Below are 25,732 nucleotides of genomic sequence, written 5' to 3'. Positions count from 1 at the left end.
GCGCCCTTGTCGGCCGAATTGCCCGAGAGGATTGACACCCATGGCTCAGCGTGTAGTTGTCACGCTCTCCGACGACCTGGACGGCGGCGCCGCCGCGGAAACCGTCCACTTCGGCGTGGACGGGAAGTCGTACGAGATCGATTTGTCCGTGGACAACGCGGAAAAGCTGCGGGAGGCCCTCGCCCCGTTCGTCGCCGCCGGCCGCCGCCAGAGCCGTACCGGGAAGTCCTTCCGCCGTACCGCCCTCACCCCGGACCCGGCCGCCGTACGCGCCTGGGCCCAGTCCCGCGGCATGGAGCTGCCGGCCCGCGGCCGCATCCCGAAGCACGTGTACGAGGCGTTCGCCGAGGCGAACTGAACTCCCGCGGTCACCGGTCGTCCCGTCCGCCCGCGGAGGGCGGGACGACCACCCCTCCGGATGCTGTAGAGTATTCCTCGTCGCCGCAACGGAGAGATCCGAAGAGGCGGCAGGTGCCCCGCAAGGCACCGCGCGGACGTGGCTCAGTTGGTAGAGCATCACCTTGCCAAGGTGAGGGTCGCGAGTTCGAATCTCGTCGTCCGCTCGCAGTGCGCGAGCACAGCACAATTACATAGTTCCATCCTGCGGACGTGGCTCAGTTGGTAGAGCATCACCTTGCCAAGGTGAGGGTCGCGAGTTCGAATCTCGTCGTCCGCTCCAGTACGAAGGGCCCTCTCGATCGAGAGGGCCCTTCGGCGTTCTCCCGTTCCGCTGCCCATGACATTCGTCATCGCCGGCCCATGGATCCGCACCGGGTTCTCATGAAGGCGCGCACTGCCCCCGTCCCCCGGGCGACGGGAGGCTTGGGGCATGGAAACGAGCCAGCCCCACCGCCCCGGCGACCATGTGATCGAGGTCACCGAGCTGCACCGCCACTACGGCACCGGCAGCAGCCGGTACCACGCCGTCCGCGGCGTCGACCTGACCGTCGGCCGCGGCGAGCTGTTCGCGCTGCTGGGCACCAACGGGGCCGGCAAGACCTCCACCATGGAACTGATCGAGGGACTGGCCGCCCCGAACGAGGGCCAGGTCCGGGTGCTCGGCCGCGACCCGTACCGCGAGCGGGCCGCCGTCCGGCCCCGGATCGGCATCATGCTCCAGGAGGGCGGCTTCCCCGGTGACCTCACCGTCGCCGAGACCGGCCGCTCCTGGGCCGGCGCCACCAGCCACGCCCGCCCGCTGGACGAGGCGCTGGAACTGGTCGACCTGCAGCACCGCCGCGACGTCCGGGTCAAGCAGCTCTCCGGCGGAGAGCGCCGCCGCCTCGACCTGGCGATGGCCCTGCTCGGCCGGCCCGAGGTGCTGTTCCTGGACGAGCCGAGCACCGGCCTCGACCCGGAGGCCCGCGCCGCCGTCTGGCGGCTGGTCCGCGAGCTGCGCGCCCAGGGCACCACGGTGCTGCTCACCACGCACTACCTGGAGGAGGCCGAGGAGCTCGCCGACCGGCTGGCGATCATGCACGGCGGCCGGATCGTCGCCGCCGGCACGGTGGCCGAGGTGATCGCCGGGCGGCCGTCCCGGATCTCCTTCGAACTCCCCGAGTTCACCGGCTCCTCGATCCCGCCGCTGGCCGGCGCCACGCTGACCGCCGAGGGCCGCAAGGTCACCGTCCAGACGCCGCACCTCCAGGCCACCCTGACCGAGCTGCTCGGCTGGGCCGGCCGACACGGCATCGCGCTCGGTGCCCTCGACGCCCGCAGCGCCTCGCTGGAGGAGGCCTTCCTGGCCATCGCCTCCGAGGCCGCCCACCGGCCCCCGGCCGACTCACCCGCCGCTCCCCCCGCCCGCCGCAAGCTGATCGGACTCGCCCGATGACCACCGCCACCGCCACCGCCACCGGGCCGAAGAGCACCTCCGTCCGCCGGCTGCTCGCCCTGGGCCGGGCCGAGGGGATCCTGCTGCTGCGCAACCGGACCGCCCTGTTCACCGCCGTCCTGCTGCCGCTGTTCCTGATCTTCGGGCTGCAGGGCGTGCTCAAGCAGCAGGCCGAGAGCAACCCCGGCCTCGACGTCGACTCGCTGCTGGTCAACGGCGCGGTCGGCATGGTGCTGGCCTTCGTCGTCTACTACAACCTGACCGCCGCCTACGTGGCCCGCCGCGGCGAGCTGGTGCTCAAGCGGCTGCGCACCGGCGAGGCCCGGGACCTGGAGATCCTGGCCGGCACCGCCGTCCCCTCGGTCGGCCTCGCCCTGGTGATGTGCACCGTGATCGGTGTCGTCGGCGCCACCGCCCTGGACCTGACCGCCCCGGTCAACCCGATCCTGCTGGCCGGCGGCCTGGTCATGGTCATCGCGACCCTGATGGCGCTGGCCGCCCTCTCCAGCGCCTTCACCCGCACCGTCGAGAGCTCCGGCATCACCACCATGCCGGTCCTGCTGCTCACCCAGTTCGGTTCCGGCCTGTTCATCCCGCTGGAGGTCATGCCGGACCGGCTCGCCGACATCTGCCGGCTGCTGCCCACCACCCCGGCGTTCCAGCTGGTCCGGGTCGGCTGGTTCGGCACCGACGGCTCCGCCGCCCCGACCGGCTTCGCCGGCAGCTGGGCCACCGCCGCCCCGCACCTGGTCACCGGCGGCATCTGGCTCGCCCTCGCGGTCTGGGGAGCCGTCCGCTACTTCCGCTGGGAGCCGCGCCGCTGACCACCGGCTGTTTTCCCGGCAGGTGATTTCGAACCGAAGGTCCGCTCCCCGTTCCTCCTCTGATAGGAAGGCAGCAGCACGATCATGATCGAACGGGGAGCAGAGCAGATGGGCGTCGTGAATCCGGTGCGCGCGTGGAGGGACTACTCCAAGCCGCAGCGCTCCGAGCTCTACCTCCGCTGGTCGCTCTACCTGATGGCGCTGGCCCCGCTGCCGCTCTCCCTGCTGATCAACTCCGCCGACCCGGACCTCCGGGCCCACCCGGCCAGCCGGGTGGCCATGGTGGTCGGACTGGCCCAGACCCTGCTCAGCCTGCGGGCCTACCGGACCTCGCTGGACCACTACCTGAAGCGGCCCTCCGACCACCTGCGCTGGCTCGCCCTCAACGGCGGCGTCGCGGTGGCCGGCTCCTGGGCGGTGCTGCTGCTCGGCCCGCGGGTCGGCACCGATCCGGTGGTCTTCACCTTCCCGATCGCCAGCACCCTCCTCTTCTCCGCCTTCGGCCCGGCCTCGGTCGGACTGCCCCCGCGCCGGGCGGCCCTCGCCGGGACCGCCGGCCTGCTGGCCGTCCTGCCCGCGATGCTGCTGGTCGGCGCCGCCCCGGGGACGGCCGTCGCGGCACTCTGCGGCACCGCGCTGGTCATGTTCCTGGTCGGGTCCAGCTGCCGCAGCTTCGCCTGGCTCCAGTCGGTGGTCTGGGAGCTGGACACCGCCCGCGAGGCCCAGGCCCGGCTGGCCGTCGCCGAGGAGCGGCTGCGGTTCTCCCGCGACCTGCACGACGTGATGGGCCGCAACCTCACCACCATCGCGCTCAAGAGCGAACTGGCCGTCCAGCTGGCCCGGCGCGGCCGTCCGGAGGCCGCCGACCAGATGGCCGAGGTCCAGCAGATCGCCCAGGAGTCCCAGCGCGAGGTCCGCGACGTGGTGCGCGGCTACCGCACGGCGGACCTGCACGCGGAGGCGATCGGCGCCCGCGCAGTGCTCCGCTCCGCCGACGTGCTCTGCGAGATCGACCTCGGCGAGGACGCCGACCGGCTGCCGGCCCCGGTCCAGTCGGTGCTCGGCTGGGTGATCCGCGAGGCCACCACCAACGTCCTGCGGCACAGCGAGGCGGGCCGCTGCGCGATCCGGCTCCGGCGGGAGGACGACCGGGCGGTGCTGGAGCTGGAGAATGACGGGGTGCCGGCCGTCCCGCTGCCCTCCCAGGGCAGCGGCACCGGGCTGCGCGGACTGCGCGAGCGGCTCGCCGCCCACGACGGCGAGCTGACCCTGCCGGACGCCGGGCCCGGGGGCTTCCGGCTGATCGCCAGCGTCCCGCTGCGGGGCGCCGGGAACGCCCCGGCCCCGAGGTCCTGACCGGCCGCTGCGCGGCCCCGGGCGGTTCGCGGCCCCGGGCGGTTCGCGGCGCCGGGGCCCTGAGACTCTGATGCCCCGGGACTCTGCTTCCCGCGAAGCCCCGCGAAGACCGCACGGAAGGCCCCCGCCGATGACCGACACCGCGCCCGTCCGCGTCCTGCTCGCCGACGACGAGCACCTGATCCGCGGCGCGCTGGCCGCGCTGCTCTCGCTGGAGGAGGACATCGTGGTGGTCGCCCAGGCCGCCTCCGGCCCGGAGGCGGTGGCCATGGCCCAGGCCCACCGGCCGGACATCGCGGTGCTCGACCTCCAGATGCCCGGTCTGGACGGCATCGAGGTGGCCACCAGCCTGCGCACGCTGCTGCCGGACTGCCGCTGCATGATCGTCACCGGCCACGGCCGCCCGGGATACCTGAAGCGGGCCCTGGAGGTCGGCATCCGCGGCTTCCTGCCGAAGACGGTCTCGGCGGCCGACCTCGCCGGGATCATCCGGACCGTCCGGGCCGGCGGCCGGTACGTGGACCCGGAACTGGCGGCGGACGCCATCGCCGCCGGGGAGAGCCCGCTGACGCCGCGCGAGACGGACGTCCTGGAACTCGCCGCGGACGGCACCTCGATCGCCGAGATCGCCGAGCGGGCCTCGCTCTCCCAGGGCACCGTCCGCAACTACCTGTCTGCGGCCGCCGCCAAGCTGGGCGCCGAGAACCGGCACGCGGCGGTGCGGATCGCCCGCGAGCACGGCTGGATCTGACCGGCCGGGCCCGCGGGCGTTCGCGCCGCGGGCGTCAGGACCAGCTGAGGCCGGTCAGCCGCTCGTAGGCCTCGACGTACTTGCCGCGGACCTTCTCGACCACCTCGGCGGGCAGCTGCGGCGGCGGCTGCTCGCTGCGGCGGTCCCAGCCGGAGGCCGGGGAGGTCAGCCAGTCGCGGATGATCTGCTTGTCGAAGGAGGGCTGCGAGTGGCCCGGCTCCCACGCGTCGGCCGGCCAGAACCGCGAGGAGTCCGGGGTCAGCACCTCGTCGCCGATCACCAGCTCGCCGTCCAGCAGACCGAACTCGAACTTGGTGTCGGCCAGGATGATGCCCCGCTCACGGGCGATGTCCCGGGCCCGGGAGTAGACGGCCAGGGTGGTCTGGCGCAGCTGGGCGGCCAGCTCGGCGCCGATCCGGCGGGCGGTCTCCTCGTAGGGGACGTTTTCGTCGTGCTCGCCGACCTCGGCCTTGAGCGCCGGGGTGTAGATCGGGGCGGGCAGCTCGGAGCCGTCGTCCAGGCCCTCGGGCAGGGCGATGCCGCAGACGGTGCGGGAGGCGCGGTACTCCTCCAGGCCGGAGCCGGCCAGGTAGCCGCGGGCCACGCACTCGACCGGGACCATGTCCAGGCTGCGGCAGATCAGGGTGCGGCCCTTCCAGTCGGCCGGGGCGCCGGCCGGGACCTCGGTGGAGATCACGTGGTTGGGCACGATGTCCGCGATCCGCTCGAACCACCACAGCGAGAGCTGGGTGAGGATGCGGCCCTTGTCCGGGATCTCGTTGGGCAGCACCCAGTCGTAGGCGGACGTGCGGTCGCTGGCGACCATCACGAGGTCACCCGACTCGGCGCGGTACAGGTCGCGCACCTTGCCGGTGTGCAGGTGGACCAGGCCGGGTACCTGGACCGGCTCGGGCTTGGTGACAAATCCGCTCAAGGTCGTCTCAGTCCTCAGGGGTCGTTCGCGGGCGGTGCGGCGCGAAAGGGGAGGTCACTGGGGTCGAGTCTGTCACGACCGCCGGGGCGGACCGGCCCGAGGGCCGCTCAGTCGTTCTTGCAGAGGCGGTCCAGCAGGTTGGCGGTGGCGCGCTGGATCCGCTCGTCGGTGAGCCCAGGACGGTCCAGCGCCGGCGACCAGGCGAAGGTGCCGGAGGCGAACACGTAGGCGCCGCTGGGCGCCCGGTAGAGCGAGGTCTCCTGGTAGCGGGTGCGCCCGGCCGGGTCCTGGTACGGGGAGTGGGCGAGCAGCACCCGCTCGGTGTGCCCGGGCAGGGCGACCTTGGGGTAGTAGCGGTCCGCCTCGCCGGCCACCAGTCCGGGCAGCCCGTCGCCCTCGTGGAGGCCGGTGCCGGCCCAGAACCAGTGCGCGGTGTGCCGGGCGACCAGCGGGACGGCCGTGGCGACCCGGCCGGAGTACTGCAGGCCGAGCAGCCCCTGCTCCGGCTCGCCGGCGTCGCGCCACAGCGCGCTGGCGGCGCCCGCGGCCCCGGCGGCCGGGTCGTCGGGGCGGACCTTCTGGCGCTTGCGGCAGTTGAGCATCCGGTTGGGCTCGCCGGAGGGGCCGGGGCTCAGCTCGACCCGCCAGTACATGGTGTTGGCGGAGAGGAAGACCAGCGAGGTGCCGCCGTCCCTGGCCCCTTCGGCGGCGCGGCGCATCGGCTCGGACCAGTACTCGTCGTGGCCGGGGAAGACCAGCGCCCGGTGCCGGGAGGCGTCGACCAGTCCGGCGTGCAGATCGGTGGCGGTGGCGTAGGAGAGGTCGTAGCCGTAGCGCTCGGCCCAGCGGATGAAGTCGTAGGCGTGGCCGACGTGCAGCGGGAGCCCGGCGGTGGCGTGCGGGCGGTCGAAGGAGACGGTGACGGCCGCCTCGGTCTCGCCGACCAGCCGGCCGCCGTCCCAGGCGTGGTAGAGGCTGGCGCCGCTGCGGCCGTCCTCGGGGAAGAGGTTGTACGCCTGCCAGGTGACGTCCGGGACCACCAGCAGCAGTTCGGCGGCGCGGGTCTGGTCCTCGAAGTCGCGGACCGTGAAGGGGATGTGGCTGCGGTGCAGCATGTCGGCGGTGGTGAGCACGGCGACGTACGCGCCGGGCCGCCAGTGGTTCGGGATCTGCAGCCGCCAGGTGTGCCACCAGTGGTGGCAGGAGACGGTCCGGCCGGCCACCATCGGGGCCGGCTGGACCATGCCGGCGATCAGCGGGCTGGAGGTCATGTGGTGGGCGCCGTCGCCCGCGTAGTGGCCGATCCGGAAGACGTCGACGGTGAACTCGCGGGGCGGATTGACGGTGACCCGCAGGTCCACCGAGCCGCCGGGGCGGACCACGCCGGCCGAGGCGAAGCCCTTGATCTGCTGTTCCTCGTCGTTGGCGCTCAGCGGGGTGCCGACCGCGGGCTTGCCGCGCACCCCGGCGGCCAGCGGACGCTGCCCGGGGGCGTCCACCGAGACGTACCAGGGGACGTCGCCCTCGGCGCCGGCGAGGTACTGGTCCGGGCTGCGCAGCCAGGGCAGCGGGCCCTGGCCGAAGGGGTCGGAGACGCTGTGCGCGTGCGTCCCGGACTCCCAGCGGCGGTTGACTTCGGTCCCCACGCGCGCCCCTCCCAGGTGCACCTCCGCCGGGCTGGCATGTGCCTCCCGGATGTGCGTGCGGACTAATACACCACACCGTGCTGGCGCTGCGTCACCCTACGGTAGCAACTAGTGGCGGGAATCTTCCGGGCCGGCGGACGGATGGCCTCCGGCCTGCGAAGACCCGGGGCGGCCGGTTCGACCGGGGGCGCTCGCGCAGGGGCTGCGCGCCCCTCCCGGCGGTGCCGGTCAGAGCCGGACGGGCTTCTCCAGCCGGACGTCGGCGGCGTCCAGCCAGGCCCGCAGCGGACCGTCCTGGCCCTGCTCGACGGCCTGGGCGACCGGCTCGGCGAGGTCGGTGCGGCGCACCCCGCCGAGCAGCAGCACCGGGCCGTCCAGCCAGTCGAGGCCGGGGACGGCGCCCGCGGTGTCCACGGCGGCGCAGCAGACCATCGCGGTGACGTGGTCGACCAGCACGTCCCGCGCGGTGCGGACCGGTTCGAGCAGCGGTGCGGGAGCGGCGGTGCGGGCCGGCTGGGCCACCAGCGCGGCGGCCAGCCGCTCGCCGTCGCCGTCGGCGAGCCGGTTCAGCAGCCGGGTCAGCGTCGGGGCGCCGGGGCGGGCCTGCGGGGCGAGCAGGTCCAGGGCGGACTGCAGGGCGGCGGCGCGGGCCCGCCAGCCGGCGTCCACGACGTCGGCCGGGTAGTCGGCCCACTCCAGCTCGCGCCGGCCGCCGGAGGCGGGCGTGCCGAAGAACAGTTCGGCGGCGAGCCGGGAGACGGCGGCGTCCACCGTGCCGGGCTCCTCCAGCAGGTCGCAGGCCGGGCGGTCGCCGAGCCGGCTGCCGTAGCCGTCGGCCAGCCGGTCGCGCCGGGAGAGTTCGGTGAGTGCGGCGACCACGCCGGCGTTGAGGTGCGCGGGGTGCCGGCCGATCCGCCAGGCGGGCAGCGCGACCCGGGTGAGCAGCCGGTCCCAGCCCGCGTAGGCGAGGCCGACCTGCTCCTGGGCGGCGATCCGCAGGCCGTAGTCCACCCCGCGGGCCTGTTCGGAGGCCCAGCCGGCGACCGACCGCTCCAGCTCGGCGGCGTGGCCACGGCAGGCGCCGAGCAGCCGGCGGGTGATCCGGTCGGTGAGCGCGGCCGGGCCGCGCCGGGGCGCGCGGGGGGTGCCGGGGCCGGGGACACCGGCCGGGCCGGCGACGGAACCGGCGTCCAGGCTGGCGTCGAGGGCGCGCAGGAAGCGGCGGGCGGCGGCGATCTCGGGGTCCGCGGCGGCCGCGGTGCCGGCCACCACCGGGGCGAGCAGGGCGCGCAGCTCACCGGCCCGCATCCACCAGAGGAAGGGCGAGCCGATCACCAGGACCGGCGCGGGCGGTTCGGCGCGGGCGGCGCGCGCTCGGCGGCGGGGCCGGGCCGCGGGGACGTCCTCCAGCCAGCTGTCGCAGTCCGGGGTGAGCGCGACTGCGGAGGGCGCGGGGACCTCCAGCCGGTCGGCCAGGTCGTCGATCAGCCGGTACAGCTCGGGGGCCTGGGCGCGGCCGAGCGGGACGGCCGGGGTCTGCGGCGGAACGGCCCGGCGGTATCCGCGGGCGGCCGCGGCGGCCACCAGCAGGGTGAGCACGGCCACCGCGCAGACCGTCCAGCGGGCGATGTCCCAGCCGGCGGCGTCGGGTGAGCCGGGGGCGCCGATCCGGCCGGTGAACCGGCCGGCGAGCAGGACCACCGCGGCGGCGGCGGGCAGCGCGGCGGCGGCCAGGGCGAGCCCTCGGATGCGCAGGACCGCGTGGGCGTGAGCGCGCGCGGTGTCGACAGCGGCCATACGGTGCGGCACCCCCTTCGGAGCCCTCGGGTGCCCGGTGAGGGCCCCTGGGCCGTTCGAAACGATCGGTTCCGACCGGGAAACGGTGGCGTCCGAGCCCCGGTAGTACATGCTGCGTGGCGCTTCTGACATTTTCGACGCCCGTGTCCGGGTGGTGTTCCGGATCGCCCCGGTTCCACTCGTCCCGGTGACGCCGCCCGAATTCCGGACGGCCGCCCGGGGCGGCATCGGACGGGCCGGGCGTGTCCGGTCCGGCCGGACGCCGTCCAGCATCCCCCCGCACGACCGCCGCTACCCGGCGGCAGGCGGAAGCGGCCCGACCTGTGGTGCCGTGGTCCAGCGCACCATAAGGCCGGGCACCCGGTTACGTCAGCCGGATGCGGCCGCTGTCACTCGATGGGCTGGATTCCGGCCGCCGAACGGTGTGCCGCGCCCGAAGAGCGCTCCGGCCCCGCTCGGCCCCGAAACGCCCGGCGGCGCTGCGTCCATGGGGGTTGTCCACGGGGTCCGCGGGGCTCGCGGACCGCACCGGGGGTCGCCCGCGGGCCGGCGAACGCCCGGGCCCCCGGCGCGCGGATCGCTCGCCGGGGGCCCGGAGGGGGAGGAGGGGGTGCGCGGCCGCTACTGCGCGGCCTTCAGCGCGATGTCGCCGCGGTGCTGGCCGCCCGCCAGCGAGATCCGCTCCACCGACCGGTAGGCCCGCTCACGCGCCTCGGCGAGCCCGGCGCCGGTGGCGGTGACCGACAGGACGCGGCCGCCGGCGCTCAGCACCCGGCCGTCCTCGGCCGCCTTCGTCCCGGCGTGCAGCACGTACGCGGTGCCGTCGGCGGCCTCCGCCTCGGCCAGGCCCTCGATCGGGTCGCCGGTGCGCGGCGCCGCCGGGTAGCCCTCGGAGGCGATCACCACGGTGACCGCGGCGCCCTCGTCCCAGCGCAGCGGCTCCAGCTGGTCCAGCGTGCCGGTCGCCGAGGCGTGCAGGACGCCGGCCAGCGGCGTGCGCAGCCGGGCCAGCACGACCTGGGTCTCCGGGTCGCCGAAGCGGGCGTTGAACTCGATCACCCGGGTTCCGCGCGAGGTCAGCGCCAGGCCCGCGTAGAGCAGGCCGGAGAACGGGGTGCCGCGGCGGCGCAGCTCGTCCACGGTGGGCTGCAGGACGGTCGCCAGGACCTCCTCGACCAGGCCCTCGGGCGCCCAGGGCAGCGGCGAGTAGGCACCCATGCCGCCGGTGTTGGGGCCCTGGTCGCCGTCCAGGGCGCGCTTGAAGTCCTGGGCCGGCTGGAGCGGCAGGACGGTGCTGCCGTCGGTGATCGCGAACAGCGAGACCTCGGGGCCGTCCAGGTACTCCTCGATCACCACCTGCCCGCAGGCGGCGGCGTGGGCCAGCGCCTCGTCGCGGTCGGAGGTGACCACGACGCCCTTGCCGGCGGCCAGGCCGTCGTCCTTGACCACGTACGGGGCGCCGAAGGCGTCCAGCGCCTCGGCGGCCTCGGCGGCGGTGGTGCAGACGTAGGAGCGGGCGGTCGGCACCCCGGCGGCGGCCATCACGTCCTTGGCGAAGGCCTTGGAGCCCTCCAGCCGGGCGGCTTCGGCGGACGGGCCGAACACCGCGATGCCGGCCGCGCGCACGGCGTCGGCGACACCCGCGACCAGCGGGGCCTCCGGGCCGACCACGACCAGTTCGGCACCGAGCGCGGTGGCGAGCGCGGTGACCCGGGCGCCGTCGAGCTGGTCGACCGGGTGGACCGTCGCCACCTGCGCGATCCCGGCGTTGCCCGGGGCGCAGTGCAGCTCGGTCACGGCGGGATCTTGGGACAGAGAGCGGCACAGGGCGTGTTCGCGGGCGCCGCCGCCGATGACGAGGACCTTCACGCTGGGCAAGGGTAGTCGGTGGCCGGTTCCGGCCGCTCTCCGGTCCCGTAGGAAGAGACAGCGGAGCGGATCCGGCGCCCGCGCGGCCTGGGAGGATCCTCCAATCAGAACCCCCCGGGATCGGCGCACGGTGTCCGGGTCAGGACAGCGGGTCACCGGGCCCTCGCTCGGACGGGTGAAATCCCGCCGACCGCCGCAACCCTCTCACCTCGGGATCCGATGACCGAATCCCGTAACGATCATTGGCGAAGCGCCCACACGGTAAGCCATTTGGCGGTAAGAAGTGCTGTTGGACCACCGCCGGCGGCCGCCGGTGACGCCGCCCCGGGCATCCGCAGCACGCCCCGGAGCGGCGGTGTGGCCGGCGCGTTGTCCGTCGTTCCACGGGTCGTCAGGCCGAGGACACGTCGGTCCGCGCAGAGTCGGAACCAGCGAGACCAGCAGTCCGCCCGCCACAGGGAGCCCCACAGGTGAGCCAGCCGGAAATGCAGCCCGAGGAGAGTGCCTGGGGCAAGGAGATCGGTGAGGAGGACCAGCCCGCCACGACGGTGGCGCGCCGGCCCTCGACCCGCCGCCGGTCCGATCTGAGCACCCGCCAGTTCCCCCTGGGCGACTGGGGCGAGCCCGCGGAGCGGCTGGAGGAGCTGTACCGCTGGTCCGAGGAGCGGGCGGTCGAGGCCGTCGAGTGGTACCGCAGGGACCGGGTCTGGAAGCGCCGCTGGGCCCGGCTGCTGAGGTTCGCCTCGGCCGGCTTCGCGGTCGGCGGCATCGCCGCCCCGCTGGTCGACCTCACCGGGGCCGTCGACAACGCCACCGGCTGGGGCTACGTCGGGCTGGCGCTGGCCGCCGCCTGCTACGGCGCGGACCGGGTGTTCGGGCTGACCTCCGGCTGGATGCGCGACGTCTCCACCGCGCAGGCGCTGCAGCGCCGCCTGGAGGCCTTCCAGTTCGACTGGGCCTCGGAGTGCGTCCGGGAGGTGCTCGGTCCCACCGAGGGCACCGCGGGCGAGGCCGCCGAGCGGTGCCTCGGGGTGCTGCGGCGGTTCTGCGAGGACGTCTCGGACATGGTCCGCACCGAGACCTCGGAGTGGATGCTGGAGTTCCGGGCCGGGATGACCCAGCTGCCCACCCAGGTCGCCGGCAGCTGGGGCGGGCGCACCGAGCCGGGCGTCGGCGCCCAGGTGCGGGTGCTGCCGCCGCCGGGGACCAGGCCCACCATGCCGCGCCAGCGGCCGCCGGAGGGGCCGCTGCGGTAGCGCGGGCCGGGCCCCGGGCTCGGGCCGGGCTCGGGCCCGCGCTCAGGCTCGGGCCCGCGCTCAGGCCCGCGCTCAGGCCCGGGCTCAGGCCCGGGCTCAGGCGAAGACGACCATCGAGCCCTGGTGCAGGCTCCGGGTCGCCGCCGCGTACAGGCCCGCCCAGGCGTGCCGCTCCCGGGCGAACGGGTGCAGGTCGTCCAGCGGCGGGCCGAACGGCTGCTCCAGGCCGGTCGGGCCGAGCGGCCGGGTCGGCGCCGGCGGGTCGAGCGGGTCGATGCCCAGCGCCGGGGCGACGGCCTGCAGCTCGCGCAGCAGCCCGTGGCTGGAGCCGAGCGGACCGCCCGCGGCGAGCAGCGACTCCTCCACCAGCGGGGCGGCGAACTCGATCGGCACGTACGCGCCGGCGTGGTCGAAGTGCCAGACCAGGTGCGACTGCTCGGCGCTGCTCTCGAACATCTCCAGCAGCTGCTCGTAGTCGCCGCCGAGCGCGTCCACCGGCGTGATGTCCAGGCCGGTCAGACCCAACAGGTAGGCCCGGCGCAGGAAGTGCAGCGAGTCGTAGTCGAAGGCGGCTATCGGCTCGACCGCCCCGCTGAGCCCCGGCACGAACCGGTAGACCGGCATCTCGGGCAGGCCGCGGGAGGCCAGCACCTGGTTGTACAGCGCGAGGTCGTCCCGGAAGGGGTTGTCGGGGCTGTGGCTCAGCACGTCCACCAGCGGGACGAGCCAGAGGTCGCAGGCCATGGCCGGCTCTTCCTCTCCGGACGCGGGGAACCGGCCGCGCGGCGGCGGACGGCGGATGGGCGGGTCGGTGCCCGGACCACCGCCACGAGGCGCGGCCGGGACGGACGACCGCCCACCCTACCGGCCCGGCGAGCGATGCGGATCGGGCCGTCCCCCGGGCAGTTGGTCCGGCGGCGGATCGGACGGCCGGCGGCCGAACCGCCCGTACGGCACCGAGCGCGGCTGCGGCACCAGGCCGAGTCCCAGGCCCAGTTCGCGGCCCAGCTCCCGGCCCAGCTCGCGCTCCCGTCCCCGGGCGCCGCCGGTCGCACGGCCCGGATCCGCCGGTCGGGCGGGCTCCCCCGGACGCGGCTGCTCGGTGGCGGCGGTCCCGGTGCCCGCCCCGGTCTTCCCCGGCGCGGCGTCCTCCGGGGTGTCGGGCGGCGCGGCCGGGGCGCCCTGGCCGCCCCGGGCGGCGGGCAGGCCGCCGGTCAGCAGCGGCAGCACCTTCACCGTCTCCACCGACTCGCCGGCCAGCTCGGCCAGCAGCCCGACGGTGAAGAGGTTGTACTCGCAGATGACCCGGTGCGAGCGCGGCACGTCGCGCGCCTCGATCGCCTCCACCAGGTCGAGGTGGCCGTCCCAGCAGACCCCGGCCAGCTGGGGCGTCGACCGCAGGAACCGCGCGGCGAACATCCACGACTGCACCCGCAGCCAGTCCAGGTAGTCGGCGATCCGGCGGTTGCCCATCAGCCCGCCGACCTCCTGCCAGAACCGGCGGTCGCAGCCCACCATCACGTCGAGGTTGCCCGCCCGGGCCGCCCGCGCCGCCGCGTCCGCCCGGCGGCGCAGCGAGGTGAGCCGGCTCTCGTCCTGGCGGCCGGGGTCGCTGGCCAGCCGGCGGTAGTAGCTGTCGGTGATCAGCACCCGGGTCTCGAAGATCTCCAGGAAGTCGTCCCAGCCGAACTCGGGGACGGTGAAGCCGCGGTGGTGCTCGGCGCGGAGCAGCCCCTGGGCGGAGAGGTCGACCAGCGCCTCCCGGGCCGGAGTCGCCGAGACCCCGTACAGCTCGGCGATCTCCTTGACGGTGAAGTTCCGCCCGGCCGCCAGCCGGCCGGCCATCATCTCCTCGCGCAGCGCGCCGGCGATCTGCTCGCGCAGGCTGTTGCGCTGGATCACCGGACGGGGGTCGCCCGCGTCGGTCCCGAACATGCGCGCGACCTCCTCGGGCGGGCGGGACGGCCTGACGGGACAGACCGGCGGTGTACGGACTGGTAACACGACGAGGGCTCATCTTCTCAAATTGGACACCGACGTGTACAAGCCCCCCATACTCTCCGCGCGCCCCCGTACGCTCCCGACCGCCGGTCGAGCGCCGGACGACCGTGCGACCGGCGCCCCCGGACGGCCTTCCGCCCGCCGCCCCGGGGCCGGCCGCCTCAGCGCTGGACCGGCGCCGGGATGCCGAGCAGCCGGTCCCGGTGCACCGGGAACTCGGCGCGCGCCTTCACCACCTCCGCCGGATCGAACTCCACGGTCAGCACCTCCTCCCCCGCCCCCGCCTCGGCCAGCACCCGGCCCCACGGGTCCACCGCGATGCTGTGCCCCGCCTGCTCGACCCCGCCGTGCGTCCCCGCCGTGTTGCAGGCCAGCACGTACGCCTGCTCCTCGACCGCGCGTGCCCGGTTCAGCAGCGTCCAGTGCTCCCGCCGCCGCTCCGGCCAGGCCGCCGGCACCACCAGCACCTGCGCGCCGGCGTCCAGCAGCGCCCGGAACAGCTCCGGGAACCGCAGGTCGTAGCAGGTCGCCAGGCCCAGCGTGCCGACGTCGGTCGCCGCGGTCACGATCTCCTGACCGGCCCCCATCACCACCGCCTCGCCGCTGTCGAAGCCGAAGCGGTGGATCTTGCGGTAGGTGTGCACCAGCTCGCCGTCCGGGGCGAACAGCAGCGAGGTGTTGTAGATCGGCCCGTCCGGGTCGCGCTCGACGATGGAACCGGCGTGCAGCCACACCCCCGCCGCCCTGGCGGCCGCCGCCATCGCGTCCGAGGTCGGCCCGGCCAGCGACTCCGCGCCGTCCGACCAGAGGTCGTGGGCGAAGCCGCCGAGCGGCCACAGCTCGGGCAGGACCACCAGGTCCGATCCCCGCTGCGACCGCACCAGCGCGGCCGCGCGGGCCCTCCGCTCGGCCGAGGGCTCGGCGTCGGAGACCACGAGTTGGATCAATGAAGCGCGCACAGTACCACCGTCCACGGCAAGAGTCCTACGATCGTCACCCGAAAGCGCTGCCCTGCTCTCACCCGGCAGCGTAACGTGCGGTTAGCGTGTGCGCCCGGAAGCCGGAATTCCCGGCCGACCCAGGAAACCGCGGGCACGCGTGGCAAGGCAGCTGACGGAGGGCCGGAGATTCCCGTGACGGACAACCAGACCGTGCAGGCTTACACCGAGGCGTGGACCCGGTCCATCGAGGCGATATCCGAACTGGTGACCCCCCTGCCCGAGGGCTCCTGGAACCGGGCCACCGAGTGCCCCGGCTGGTCGGTCCGCGACATCGTCTCGCACGTGATCGCCGTCGAGTCCGAACTGCTCGGCGACCCCCGTCCGATCCACTCGCTCCCGCGCGACCTGCGCCACGTCACCACCGAAGCCGCCCGCTACCTCGAACTGCCCGTCGACAAGCGCCGCTGCCACACCGCGCTGGAGATGACCAGCGAGCTGGAGTACACGATCATCCGCCGCTCCCGCGCGCTGCGGAACGCCAAGCAGATGCCCAACGAGCCGGTCCGCCGGCCGGGCGGCCCGCAGAGCGGCGAGATCAAGTACTACGAGCTGCTGCGCCAGCGCGCCTTCGACGTCTGGGTCCACGAGCAGGACCTCCGCCGCGCCCTCGGCGTCCCCGGCAACCTCGACTCCCCCGGAGCCCTGGTCGCCCGTGACGTCCTGCTCGAGGGCCTGCCGGAGGCGGTCGCCCACCAGGCCGGCGCCCCGGCCGGCACCGCGCTGGTCGTCGACGTCACCGGACCCGTCGAGTTCCTGCGCACCGTGCGGGTCGACTCCGCCGGGCGCGGCACCGTCGACGAGTCGATCAGCCTCGCCCCCGACGTCCAGCTCACCCTCGACTGGGAGACCTACGTCCGCCTCGCCTGCGGCCGCGGCCGCCCGGGCCACGTGGTCGTCGACGGCGACAAGGAGCTCGCCGACCGCGTCCTCGCCAACTTCTCCGTCACCCGATAGGGGTCGCCTTCACCCGCCCGGCTTACACGTACGAGTGCACGCCGGGCGAGTGCGCCTCGTGCTCCCGTGCGTCACGTTGGGACCAGTAGCCCCGTCCGTTCGGCCTCGTTGATCCGGGCAGTGTCACCCGGAAGAAGGAGGGGCGTCCCGATGGACGACGAACAGACGATGGTGCTGGTCCGGTCGAGCTTCCCGGTCACGGGCCGGCCGATCAGGGTCGTGATGATCGACGGCGAGCCGTGGTTCGTCACGGCGGACGTGTGCCGGATCCTGGGGCGTGGCAACCCGAGCGACGCCGTCAAGGTCCTCGATCCGCGCCGGCACCGAACCATCGACCTGCGGTCGGTAACCCTTGTTCGGAACAAGGGTTATGACGTTTCCGCAGGCCAGAAACCCTATCGACGAGGAAATCCGCTTCTCGGGGTGGTCAGCGAGGCAGGTCTCTACGGATTGCTGATGCGCTCCGACAAGAGTTCGGCCCGCCCCTTTCACGACTGGGTGACGGAAGAGTTGCTCCCCGCCGTCCGCCGCGGGGACACCGACATCCCCGCCCAGCAGCGGCGGATGGCGGAGACGCTCACCGAGGCGATCGGGCAGCAGGTGTACGTCGTCGCGCGGATCGAGCACGAGGACTGGCCGGACCTGACCGTCCACTCCGACGGCACGGTCAGCTGCCGACACGGCGAGATGGTCCTCCGGCTACCCGGCCCCGACGACAGCGGGCCACCATTCGGGCCGTACTTCGAGTGCCCGGGCGGGGAGCACGTCGGGATCCGGGGCAGCCGGGTGGTCCCGGGCTGCCCGAAGCTGCGGATCGTGGACCTGGTCCGGATGCGCGACAAGGCTCAGGCCGGACCGGAGCCGGAGGAGGCGCCCTCACACGCTCACGAGCGTCTGCTCGTGGAGATGCACGGTGCCCGCATCCTCGGAACGCCCCCTCAGATCGCCGAGTTCATGCGCGCCTACGGGAACTGATCCGAACGGGATTACCCTCAGCGAGACTGATAGTAATCCCGTTTCCGCAGGTGAGAAACCCTACGCCGGCGCCTCCGCGAGCTTCTTCCGCAGCCGCAGGATCATCAGCGTCCCCACCGCCAGCGGCACGTACTGCCAGCAGAACGCCCAGCGGAAGGCGCTCGCCGCGTAGGTGTCGGCGCCGGACGGGCTGAGCGTGTCCAGGAGGACGCCGATGCCGAAGAGGGTGATCATCGTGCCGATGAAACCGCCCATGTTGACGATGCCGGAGGCGGTGCCGAGGCGTTCGACGGGGTTGCGGGCGCGGGCGTAGTCGAGGCCGACGAGCGAGGCGGGGCCGTTGCTGCCCATCACCAGGACGACGGTGACCAGCAGCCAGAGCGGCGGGTGGCCGCCGGGCCAGGCGAGCGTCACCGCCCACAGCAGCGCGGTGGCGCCGATGACGGTGAGCACGATGGGCATCCGGGCCCGGGCGGTGCGGGACAGCACGCGGCCGAAGAGGAAGCCGAAGCTCATGTTGGAGAGCACCAGCAGGGTGAGCAGCCCGCCGGCCGCGGCGCGGGTCATGCCCTGGGCCTCGACGAGGTAGGGCAGGCCCCAGAGCAGGCCGAAGGCGTTGCCCGGGAACTGGGTGGTGAAGTGGATCCAGAGCCCCAGCCGGGTGCCCGGCTCGCGCCAGGTCTCCCGGATCTGGCGCCCGACGCCCGGCCGGGGTGCCGCGGCGGGCGACGCCGTCGCGGTGGCGGGCCCGTCCGGGGCCTCGCGCAGGAAGAGCGCGACGAGGGCGAAGACGGCGACGCCGAGCAGCGCGATGGCGGTGAAGGTCGGCGTCCAGCCCTCGCTGTGCAGGGCCTGGGCGAGGACGACGGTGGTGACCAGGTTGCCGCTCATCCCGGCCAGGCCGGTGAGCTGGGCGACCAGCGGGTTCTTGGCGGCGGGGAACCAGCGGGCGGCGATCCGCAGCACGCTGATGAAGGTCATCGCGTCGCCGCAGCCGAGCACGGCCCGGGAGGCGAGGGCGGGGCCGAAGGAGCCGGAGAAGGCGAAGGCGAGCTGGCCGGCGCTGAGCAGCACGACGCCGACCAGCAGCACCCGGCGCGGTCCGAACCGGTCGACCAGCAGGCCGACGGGTATCTGCATGGCCGCGTAGACGAGGACCTGGAGGATCGAGAAGGTGGAGAGCGCGGAGGCGCCGATGCCGAAGCGGTCGGCGGCGTCCAGTCCGGCGACGCCGAGGCTGGTGCGGTGGATGACGGCCAGGACGTAGACGCTGACGCCGATGGACCAGGCGAACCAGGCGGCCCGCCCGCCGGGCGGGTGGTGGGCGGTGGTGGGGCCGGCGCCGGCACGGGGAGCGGGGGCGGACAGGGGGCGGACTGAACTGGCGGGCTCCACGGTCATAGTGGCCCCAGATTAGTCATCCCATCATTGAACGGACAGAGCGGGGTCCCGGGGACGGATACGAACCATCCGTTCCGTCCCCGGGCCCCGGGAGCGCCCGAACGGGGTCTCAGCCCACCACCGTCCAGGAGACCGAGCGCGTCATGTAGCGGTCCCGGAAGGCCTCGTCGCGGACCCAGTCGGTGGTGTCCCGGACGGTCGCCGTGACGGTCGCGCTCTGCCCGGCGGCCAATGGCAGCCGCGCGGTGTCCAGCCAGCTGCGGTCCGGCGCCTGCGGCTCGACCGGGGCGCCGTTCACCGTCCAGTCCACCCGCAGCTGCCGGGCGCCGGCCAGCGGGAGCGGCCGGACCTCCAGCCGGGGCCGGCCGGTGACCTCGCCGGGCGGCGGGACGGGGTCGTCGGTGGGCCGGACCCGCCGGTAGACCTCCTCGATGATCGCCTCCCGGGAGGGCAGGTTGTACGCCCCGCCGAGGGTGCGCATCACCGAGTCCCGGGTGGGCCGGTAGACGCCGTTGGCGCTGCGGTAGGCGCCGATCGTCCCGGCGCCGTCCGGGGACTCCGCGCCCAGCCAGCGCCACCACTTGGTCTGCTTGCGGCGCATCTCCTCGGCGTCGTCGGTGGAGAGGTTGGGGTAGTCGGCGTCGTCCGGCGCGCTGTCGTACTCGTCGCCGAGGTCCCCGACGGTGTGCCCTATCTCGTGCTGGATGATCCGCCCGGCGTCCGGGCTGCCGCCGGCCAGGGTGGTCACCCCGGTGCCGCCGGCGCCGCCGTACTCGGTGGAGTTGGCGAGCGCGATGAGGTACTGCGGGCCCTGGCCGCGGCCGGCGTAGCGGGCGGTCGCCTCCTCGTCGGCGCAGAGCAGCCGGGCGGTGCCCTCGCACCAGAAGTGCATGCCGAGCGGGGTGGCCGGGCGGCGGCCTCGGTTCTCGGTCTCGGCGATGCCGGAGACCGGGGAGACCACCTCGACCCGCCTTATGTTGAAGAACCCCTGGTAGCTGCGGAACGGCTCGATGTCCATCAGCGCGCGCCAGGCCCGGTCCGCCTGCGTGCGGAACAGGTCCTGCTCCCCGGCGCCGTAGCCGTCGCCGAGCAGGACCAGGGTGATCCGGTTGGCCGGGTCCCCGGTCCGCCGTATGTCGACGGTCGGGGCGCCGCCGTCGGCGGGCAGGTCGGCGCGCTGCACCGCGGTGTGCGGCGGCACCGCGCGGTCGGCGGGGGCGCCGGGGCCGATCACCCCGAACGGCGGGGGTCCGGCCAGTTCGAGCGCGGCCGGGAGCACGGCGGTGGACACCAGCACGAGCGCGGCCAGACTCCGGACGATCCGGCCAGGGTTGCCAGGCGGCATACGGGTGTGTCCTCGACGTTCCGGTCACCCGGCGTCGCCCGGGTGGTGGACGCGAAGACGTACCCCGGGCGGCGTGTCGTCCTCACCGAACGGCGGAAATGTCACTGACCTGGCCGAACGACAGGAATCCCACCAGTCGTCCCCATGAGTCGGACCGTTTGGACGATCTCCACCATGAGGGCCTCGACGCCGCCAGAAAAAAATCTGGAAAGAACTTCGGATCGACCGCAACCCTTCGGCCGCGATCGCTGTCTGTACGGACGAAGGAAGCGGGAAGCGAGACCGGCCGGGCCGGGGGGCGCAACTGCTCGGCAGGAGCAGGCCGGTACACCTTCGTCATCCACTCACCCAGCACCATCACCAGACCTCGGGGGTCCTGTCATGCGCATGTCCGTTCTGTCCGCTTCCACCAAGAACTCCGGCTCCTCCTCCGCCACCCGTCGCCGCCGGATCGCCACCGTCGCCGCCACCCTCCTGATCGCCGGCTCGGTCCAGCTGCTGGCCGCCGAGTCCTCCTCGGCCTGCGCCGGCCCGTACCGGGCGAACAACCCCCAGATTCCGGCGGCGGCCCGCGCCGTGCAGCACAAGGGCCCGATCAACAGCGTGTTCCTCTCGACCCCGGGCACGCTCACCCGCGGATCGAAGATCGAGGTCGGCACCCAGATCGGCAACTTCACCGGCGGCGACTTCTCCCTCGCCGCACCGGCCCTCACCCTGACCGGCAAGGGTGCGCGGCTGCGTGCCCAGGACGTGACGGTCGAGGTGTTCGTGAACGGCGCCTGGAAGAAGCTCGGCGTCGACGGCGGCTGCGGCGGCGAGGCCGTCCGGGTCGACACCTCCCCGCTGCTCCAGCCGCTCAAGGACGGACGCGCGAGCCGCCTGCTCTTCCGGATCGGCCTGTCGGCGAAGGCCCCGGCCGGCCAGTCCGCCGTGTCGGTCACGCTGTCGGCCTGGTCGGAGTCCGGCAGCGGCGCGAAGAGCACCCGGACGGTCAAGGTCGTCCGCGCCGCTGGCACGCCGGGCAAGGCCGCGGCCGGCAGCCCGCGCACCCACGGCTGACACTCCGGGGGAACGAAGGGGCCCTGCCGACGCACTGCGGTGCGCGGGCAGGGCCCCTTCGACGTGGCCGGGGGCGGGTCAGCCCCAGGTGATCAGGCGCTTCGGGTGCTCCAGGATGCCCGCGATGTCGGCCAGCACCTTGGAGCCCAGCTCGCCGTCGACCAGCCGGTGGTCGAAGGACAGGGCCAGCGTGGTGACCTGGCGCGGGACGACCTTGCCCTTGTGCACCCAGGGCATCTCCCGGACCGCCCCGAAGGCGAGGATGGCCGCCTCGCCGGGGTTGAGGATCGGGGTGCCGCTGTCGACGCCGAAGACGCCGACGTTGGTGATCGTGACCGTGCCGCCCTGCATGTCGCCGGGCGCCGTCTTCCCCTGGCGGGCGGTGTCGACCAGCTCGCCGAGCGAGACCGCCAGCGCCGAGAGGGTCTTCGCGCCCGCGTCCTTGATGTTGGGGACGATCAGGCCGCGCGGGGTGGCCGCGGCGATGCCGAGGTTCACCTGACCCTTGATGACGATCTCCTGGGCGGCCTCGTCCCACTGGGCGTTGATCCCGGGGTTGCGCTTGACCGCGGTGAGCAGCGCCTTGGCGACCAGCAGCAGCGGGCTGACCCGGACGTCCCGGCCCAGCTCGCCGTTCTCCTTGAGGCGGCGGACGAACTTCATCGTCCGGGTGACGTCGACCTGGACGAACTCGGTGACGTGCGGGGCGGTGAAGGCCGAGGCCACCATCGCCTGCGCGGTCGCCTTGCGGACGCCCTTGATCGGCACCCGGACGTCGCCCGCGCCGGGAACGGCCACGGGGACGGTCACCGGCTCGACGGCCGACTCGACGGCCTGCTCGGCGACCGGCGTCACGGCCGGAGCCGGGGCCGCGGCGGCCGCCGCGTGGGCGTGCAGGTCCTCGCGGGTGATCACGCCGTCCGGACCGGTCGGGGTGACGGCCCGCAGGTCGATCCCGAGGTCCTTGGCGAGCTTGCGCACCGGCGGCTTGGCCAGCGGCCGGTCACCGGTCACCGCGACGGCCGGCGCGGGCGCCGCGGCCGGAACCGGAGCCTCCACGGGGGCCGGAGTCGCGACGGGAGCCGGCGCCACGACCGGAGCCGGAGCCGCGGCCGTGGTGCGCCGGGCCCGGCGCTGGCTGCCGCCGGTCCGCGGACCGTAGCCGACCAGCACCTCGCGCCGCTCGGGCTCGGCGGCCTCCGCCGGGGCGGCGGCGGGTGCCGGCGCGGCGGCCGGAGCCGCGGGCGCCCCCGCCGCGCCGGCCACCGCGACCGAGATGATCACGGTGCCGACGTCGACCGTCGCGCCCTCCGGGAAGAACAGCTGCTCGACGACCCCGGTGAACGGGATCGGCAGCTCCACGGCGGCCTTGGCGGTCTCGACCTCGCAGACGACCTGCCCGTCGGTGACGGTGTCACCGGGCTTGACGTACCAGCTGAGGATCTCGGCCTCGGTGAGGCCCTCGCCCACATCGGGCATCTTGAACTCGCGGAGCGAGCGAACTTCGGTGGTCATCAGCGCTCCCCGGGATCAGTACGCGAAGGCGCGGTCGACGGCGTCGAGCACGCGGTCCAGGTCGGGGAGGAAGGCCTCCTCGACCCGGGACGGCGGGTACGGGGCGTAGTAGCCGCCGACCCGCAGGATCGGTGCCTCCAGGTGGTAGAAGCAGCGCTCGGTGAGCCGGGCGGCCAGCTCGGCGCCCATGCCCAGGAACACCGGTGCCTCGTGCACCACGATGGCGCGCCCGGTGCGCTTGACCGACTCCTCCAGGGCGGCGAAGTCGACCGGGGTGAGCGAGCGCAGGTCGACGACCTCCAGCCGGCGGCCGTCCTCCTCGGCGGCCGCGGCGGCCTCCAGGCAGACCTTGACCATCGGCCCGTAGGCGATCAGCGTGGCGTCGGCGCCGGGGCGCACGATCCGCGCGTCGTGCAGGCCCAGGTCGGCGGCCTCGCCGACCTCGCCCTTGTCCCAGTAGCGGCGCTTGGGCTCCAGGAAGATCACCGGGTCGTCCGAGGCGATGGCCTGGCGCAGCATCCAGTGCGCGTCGTGCGCGTTGGACGGGCTGACCACCCGCAGACCCGCGGTGTGCGCGAAGTACGCCTCGTGCGACTCGCTGTGGTGCTCGACCGCGCCGATGCCGCCCGCGAAGGGGATCCGGACGGTGACCGGGAGCTTGACGTGGCCGAGCGCGCGGGCGTGCATCTTGGCCAGCTGGGAGACGATCTGGTCGAAGGCCGGGTAGACGAAGCCGTCGAACTGGATCTCCACGACCGGGCGGTAGCCGCGCAGCGCGAGGCCGATCGCGGTGCCGACGATGCCGGACTCGGCGAGCGGGGTGTCGATCACCCGGTCCTCGCCGAAGTCCTTCTGCAGGCCGTCGGTGATCCGGAAGACGCCGCCGAGCTTGCCGATGTCCTCGCCCATCAGGACGGTCTTGGGGTCGCTCTCCAGCGACTTGCGCAGCGCCCCGTTGAGCGCCTTGGCGATGCTGAGCTGACCGGCCATCAGAGGTTCTCCCCCGCCTCGAAGGAGGCCGCGTACTCGACGTACTCGGCCCGTTCCTCATCGACCAGCGCGTGCGGCTCGGCGTAGACGTGGTCGAAGATCAGGGTGGGGTCCGGGTCCGGCATGCCGCGCACGCCCTCGCGCACCCTCAGCCCGAGCTGCTCGCTCTCGGCCTCGACCGAGGCGAAGAACGCCTCGTCGGCCAGGCCCTCCTTCTCCAGGTGGGCGCGGAGGCGGGTGATCGGGTCCTTGGCCTTCCAGGCCTCGGTCTCCTCGGCGAGCCGGTAGCGGGTCGGGTCGTCGGAGGTGGTGTGCGCGCCCATCCGGTAGGTGAACGCCTCGACCAGCACCGGGCCGTTGCCGCTGCGGGCGTGCTCCAGGGCCCAGCGGGTCACCGCGAGGCAGGCCAGCACGTCGTTGCCGTCGACCCGCACGCCCGGGAAGCCGAAGCCCGAGGCGCGGCGGTACAGCGGGATCCGGGTCTGGGTGGTGGTGGGCTCGGAGATCGCCCACTGGTTGTTCTGGCAGAAGAACACCACGGGGGCGTTGTAGACCGAGGCGAAGGTGAAGGCCTCGCTGACGTCGCCCTGGCTGGAGGCGCCGTCGCCGAAGTACGCGATCACCGCGTCGTCGGCGCCGTCCTTGGTGATGCCCATCGCGTAGCCGGCGGCGTGCAGGGCCTGCGCGCCGATCACGATGGTGTAGAGGTGGAAGTTCTTCTCGTTCGGGTCCCAGCCGCCGTGGTTCACGCCGCGGAACATGCCGAGCAGGTTCAGCGGGTCGACGTCCCGGCACCAGGCGACGCCGTGCTCGCGGTAGGTGGGGAAGGCGTAGTCGCCGGGCCGCAGCGCGCGGCCGGAGCCGACCTGCGCGGCCTCCTGGCCGAGCAGCGAGGCCCACAGGCCCAGCTCGCCCTGGCGCTGCAGGGAGGTCGCCTCGGCGTCGAACCGGCGCACCAGCACCAGGTCGCGGTAGAGGGCGCGAAGCTCGTCCGGCTCCACGGAGAGCGGGAACTCCGGGTGCTCGACGCGCTCGCCTTCCGGCGTCAGCAGCTGCACGAGCTCCGGCTGGGCGTCCTGACCCGTGGTGCGGAGGGTGCCAGGGACGCCGGGGGCCGCCTTCTTGCGCGCCCTCGCCGTGCTTTTGGCCGTGCTTTTGACGGTCACGTTCACTCCTCGGTCTGTCCGGCCGCCCGGGGTCGCCGGTGACCGGTCCGGTCACCGCCTCGCGGGGCGCGCGTGGGTGTGCGCTCCCATCTGCGGGGCAGGTGGTGATCCTGTTCCGACGGCGTCCCTCACGAGAACGTTACCCAGCGTCCGCCCTCGGCGCGTCTGCGCTAGGACGTCCTACTTGTTCGGGGTCTACAAACGCGCGTGTGGCGCAGCTCTCAATTCGGTCGCCTTCAGGACACCTGCGCACGTTATCCGGGCAAAGGCTCTCGCGTAAGGGGGTTACCGGCATCGGTTTCTCCCGCTCTGGCCGGAACGTGACCCCGGTCCGGTGCGGGCGGAAGGTCTCTCGTAGGGTGATATGGGAGGCTTTGCGCGTGACTGACACGGGACAAATCAGGGTATTCCTCCTCGACGACCACGAGGTGGTCCGCAGGGGCGTTCACGAACTCCTCTCGGTCGAGGACGACATCGAGGTGGTCGGCGAGGCCGGCACCGCCGCCGAGGCGCTGACCAGGATCCCCGCCGTCCACCCCGACGTCGCGGTCCTGGACGTCCGGCTGCCGGACGGCAACGGGGTCGAGGTCTGCCGGGAGATCCGCTCCCGGCTGCCGGAGATCAAGTGCCTGATGCTGACCTCGTTCTCGGACGACGAGGCGCTGTTCGACTCGATCATGGCGGGCGCCTCCGGCTACGTGCTGAAGGCGATCCGCGGCACCGACCTGATCACCGCCGTCCGGGACGTCGCGGCCGGCCGCTCGCTGCTCGACCCGGTCGCCACCAGCCGGGTGCTGGCCCGGCTGCGGGACGGCGGCGAGAAGGAGGACGAGCGGCTCGCCCAGCTCACCAAGCAGGAGCGCCGCATCCTGGACCTGATCGGCGAAGGGATGACCAATCGTCAGATCGGCAACGAGCTGCACCTCGCCGAAAAGACGGTGAAGAACTACGTCTCCAGTCTGCTCGCGAAGATGGGGATGGAGCGCCGGACCCAGGCGGCCGCTTTTGTCGCCCGGCACCAGGCGGACCACCAGCACGGATAGGGCCGATGCACAGAA

General features: G+C 73.8%; 22 protein-coding genes and 2 tRNA genes. 12 read left to right on the top strand and 12 right to left on the bottom strand.

The window, feature by feature from the left end:
* Positions 1 to 40 precede the first annotated feature (40 nt).
* The 7 genes from ACFVVU_RS07375 (at position 41) to ACFVVU_RS07345 (ending at position 4,765) form a co-directional block, all read left to right on the top strand.
* Positions 41 to 358 (top strand): Lsr2 family protein, encoded by a 318-nt coding sequence (locus tag ACFVVU_RS07375; RefSeq protein ID WP_030304494.1) that lies wholly within the window; start codon positions 41 to 43, stop codon positions 356 to 358.
* 132 nt (positions 359 to 490) lie between these two features.
* Positions 491 to 563: transfer RNA gene (locus tag ACFVVU_RS07370), tRNA-Gly, on the top strand.
* 40 nt (positions 564 to 603) lie between these two features.
* Positions 604 to 679, top strand: a tRNA-Gly gene (locus ACFVVU_RS07365).
* A gap of 150 nt (positions 680 to 829) precedes the next feature.
* Positions 830 to 1,834: an ABC transporter ATP-binding protein gene (locus tag ACFVVU_RS07360; RefSeq protein ID WP_387788667.1), complete on the top strand. Its 1,005-nt coding sequence runs from the start codon at positions 830 to 832 to the stop codon at positions 1,832 to 1,834.
* Positions 1,831 to 2,658, top strand: a complete 828-nt coding sequence (locus ACFVVU_RS07355) for an ABC transporter permease (protein ID WP_387788666.1) — start codon at positions 1,831 to 1,833, stop codon at positions 2,656 to 2,658. The genes ACFVVU_RS07360 and ACFVVU_RS07355 overlap by 4 nt, the downstream gene beginning before the upstream one ends.
* 108 nt (positions 2,659 to 2,766) lie before the next feature.
* On the top strand, positions 2,767 to 4,014 hold the full coding sequence (locus ACFVVU_RS07350) for a sensor histidine kinase (protein ID WP_387788665.1): 1,248 nt from the start codon (positions 2,767 to 2,769) through the stop codon (positions 4,012 to 4,014).
* Between the two features lie 130 nt (positions 4,015 to 4,144).
* A complete protein-coding gene (locus tag ACFVVU_RS07345) occupies positions 4,145 to 4,765 on the top strand; it encodes a response regulator (protein ID WP_380684317.1) in 621 nt (206 codons plus the stop codon).
* A 34-nt stretch (positions 4,766 to 4,799) separates the two neighbouring features.
* Here ACFVVU_RS07345 and ACFVVU_RS07340 read toward each other — a convergent pair whose 3' ends face one another.
* The 4 genes from ACFVVU_RS07340 to purD all read right to left on the bottom strand — a co-directional run bounded on the left by ACFVVU_RS07340 (position 4,800) and on the right by purD (position 11,011).
* A complete protein-coding gene (locus ACFVVU_RS07340) occupies positions 4,800 to 5,699 on the bottom strand; it encodes a phosphoribosylaminoimidazolesuccinocarboxamide synthase (protein ID WP_380684316.1) in 900 nt (299 codons plus the stop codon).
* A gap of 107 nt (positions 5,700 to 5,806) precedes the next feature.
* Positions 5,807 to 7,345: a N,N-dimethylformamidase beta subunit family domain-containing protein gene (locus ACFVVU_RS07335; RefSeq protein WP_380684315.1), complete on the bottom strand. Its 1,539-nt coding sequence runs from the start codon at positions 7,343 to 7,345 to the stop codon at positions 5,807 to 5,809.
* A 228-nt stretch (positions 7,346 to 7,573) separates the two neighbouring features.
* On the bottom strand, positions 7,574 to 9,142 hold the full coding sequence (locus ACFVVU_RS07330; protein WP_387788664.1) for a hypothetical protein: 1,569 nt from the start codon (positions 9,140 to 9,142) through the stop codon (positions 7,574 to 7,576).
* A 621-nt stretch (positions 9,143 to 9,763) separates the two neighbouring features.
* Positions 9,764 to 11,011, bottom strand: coding sequence for a phosphoribosylamine--glycine ligase (gene purD / locus ACFVVU_RS07325; protein WP_380685149.1), 1,248 nt, complete (start codon positions 11,009 to 11,011; stop codon positions 9,764 to 9,766).
* Positions 11,012 to 11,481: 470 nt separating this feature from the next.
* On the opposite strand from purD, the gene ACFVVU_RS07320 reads away from it, so the two are divergent.
* On the top strand, positions 11,482 to 12,267 hold the full coding sequence (locus ACFVVU_RS07320; RefSeq protein WP_380685151.1) for an SLATT domain-containing protein: 786 nt from the start codon (positions 11,482 to 11,484) through the stop codon (positions 12,265 to 12,267).
* Positions 12,268 to 12,363: 96 nt separating this feature from the next.
* On the opposite strand, the gene ACFVVU_RS07315 is transcribed toward ACFVVU_RS07320, so the two are convergent.
* From ACFVVU_RS07315 to ACFVVU_RS07305, 3 genes are all read right to left on the bottom strand, one after another.
* Complete coding sequence (locus tag ACFVVU_RS07315; protein ID WP_355362592.1) at positions 12,364 to 13,011, bottom strand: hypothetical protein; 648 nt, start codon at positions 13,009 to 13,011, stop codon at positions 12,364 to 12,366.
* Positions 13,012 to 13,128: 117 nt separating this feature from the next.
* Positions 13,129 to 14,202, bottom strand: coding sequence for a GntR family transcriptional regulator (locus ACFVVU_RS07310; RefSeq protein WP_387788663.1), 1,074 nt, complete (start codon positions 14,200 to 14,202; stop codon positions 13,129 to 13,131).
* 227 nt (positions 14,203 to 14,429) lie between these two features.
* Positions 14,430 to 15,227 carry a carbon-nitrogen family hydrolase gene (locus ACFVVU_RS07305; RefSeq protein WP_387788662.1) on the bottom strand — a complete coding sequence of 266 codons (798 nt, stop codon included), beginning with the start codon at positions 15,225 to 15,227 and terminating at the stop codon, positions 14,430 to 14,432.
* Positions 15,228 to 15,401: 174 nt separating this feature from the next.
* On the opposite strand from ACFVVU_RS07305, the gene ACFVVU_RS07300 reads away from it, so the two are divergent.
* Together ACFVVU_RS07300 and ACFVVU_RS07295 are read left to right on the top strand one after the other, a co-directional pair.
* Entirely contained in the window at positions 15,402 to 16,223 is an 822-nt protein-coding gene (locus ACFVVU_RS07300) for a maleylpyruvate isomerase family mycothiol-dependent enzyme (RefSeq protein WP_387788661.1), read from the top strand.
* A 150-nt stretch (positions 16,224 to 16,373) separates the two neighbouring features.
* Positions 16,374 to 17,198: a Bro-N domain-containing protein gene (locus tag ACFVVU_RS07295; protein WP_387788660.1), complete on the top strand. Its 825-nt coding sequence runs from the start codon at positions 16,374 to 16,376 to the stop codon at positions 17,196 to 17,198.
* Positions 17,199 to 17,258: 60 nt separating this feature from the next.
* Here the strand turns inward: ACFVVU_RS07295 and ACFVVU_RS07290 are convergent, their stop codons facing one another.
* On the bottom strand, positions 17,259 to 18,599 hold the full coding sequence (locus ACFVVU_RS07290; protein ID WP_387788659.1) for a nitrate/nitrite transporter: 1,341 nt from the start codon (positions 18,597 to 18,599) through the stop codon (positions 17,259 to 17,261).
* A gap of 109 nt (positions 18,600 to 18,708) precedes the next feature.
* A complete protein-coding gene (locus ACFVVU_RS07285) occupies positions 18,709 to 19,944 on the bottom strand; it encodes a M64 family metallopeptidase (protein WP_387788658.1) in 1,236 nt (411 codons plus the stop codon).
* A gap of 387 nt (positions 19,945 to 20,331) precedes the next feature.
* Between ACFVVU_RS07285 and ACFVVU_RS07280 the strand changes: the two genes are divergently transcribed.
* Positions 20,332 to 21,003 carry a hypothetical protein gene (locus ACFVVU_RS07280; protein ID WP_380685165.1) on the top strand — a complete coding sequence of 224 codons (672 nt, stop codon included), beginning with the start codon at positions 20,332 to 20,334 and terminating at the stop codon, positions 21,001 to 21,003.
* Between the two features lie 78 nt (positions 21,004 to 21,081).
* Here the strand turns inward: ACFVVU_RS07280 and ACFVVU_RS07275 are convergent, their stop codons facing one another.
* Genes ACFVVU_RS07275 through pdhA form a run of 3 tightly spaced genes read right to left on the bottom strand, consistent with a single transcriptional unit; the run spans position 21,082 to position 24,674 of the window.
* Entirely contained in the window at positions 21,082 to 22,518 is a 1,437-nt protein-coding gene (locus tag ACFVVU_RS07275) for a dihydrolipoamide acetyltransferase family protein (RefSeq protein WP_387788657.1), read from the bottom strand.
* A 15-nt stretch (positions 22,519 to 22,533) separates the two neighbouring features.
* A complete protein-coding gene (locus ACFVVU_RS07270) occupies positions 22,534 to 23,508 on the bottom strand; it encodes an alpha-ketoacid dehydrogenase subunit beta (RefSeq protein ID WP_387788656.1) in 975 nt (324 codons plus the stop codon).
* A complete protein-coding gene (pdhA, locus tag ACFVVU_RS07265) occupies positions 23,508 to 24,674 on the bottom strand; it encodes a pyruvate dehydrogenase (acetyl-transferring) E1 component subunit alpha (protein ID WP_380688789.1) in 1,167 nt (388 codons plus the stop codon). The genes ACFVVU_RS07270 and pdhA overlap by 1 nt, the downstream gene beginning before the upstream one ends.
* A 380-nt stretch (positions 24,675 to 25,054) precedes the next feature.
* On the opposite strand from pdhA, the gene ACFVVU_RS07260 reads away from it, so the two are divergent.
* On the top strand, positions 25,055 to 25,717 hold the full coding sequence (locus tag ACFVVU_RS07260; RefSeq protein WP_380688787.1) for a response regulator: 663 nt from the start codon (positions 25,055 to 25,057) through the stop codon (positions 25,715 to 25,717).
* Positions 25,718 to 25,732: the final 15 nt, after the last annotated feature.

The sequence above is a fragment of the Kitasatospora sp. NPDC057965 genome, from assembly GCF_042887135.1.
GTDB lineage: Bacteria > Actinomycetota > Actinomycetes > Streptomycetales > Streptomycetaceae > Kitasatospora.
Note: the sequence above shows the minus strand (reverse complement) of the source record. Positions and strands in the feature narration are given on the sequence as shown.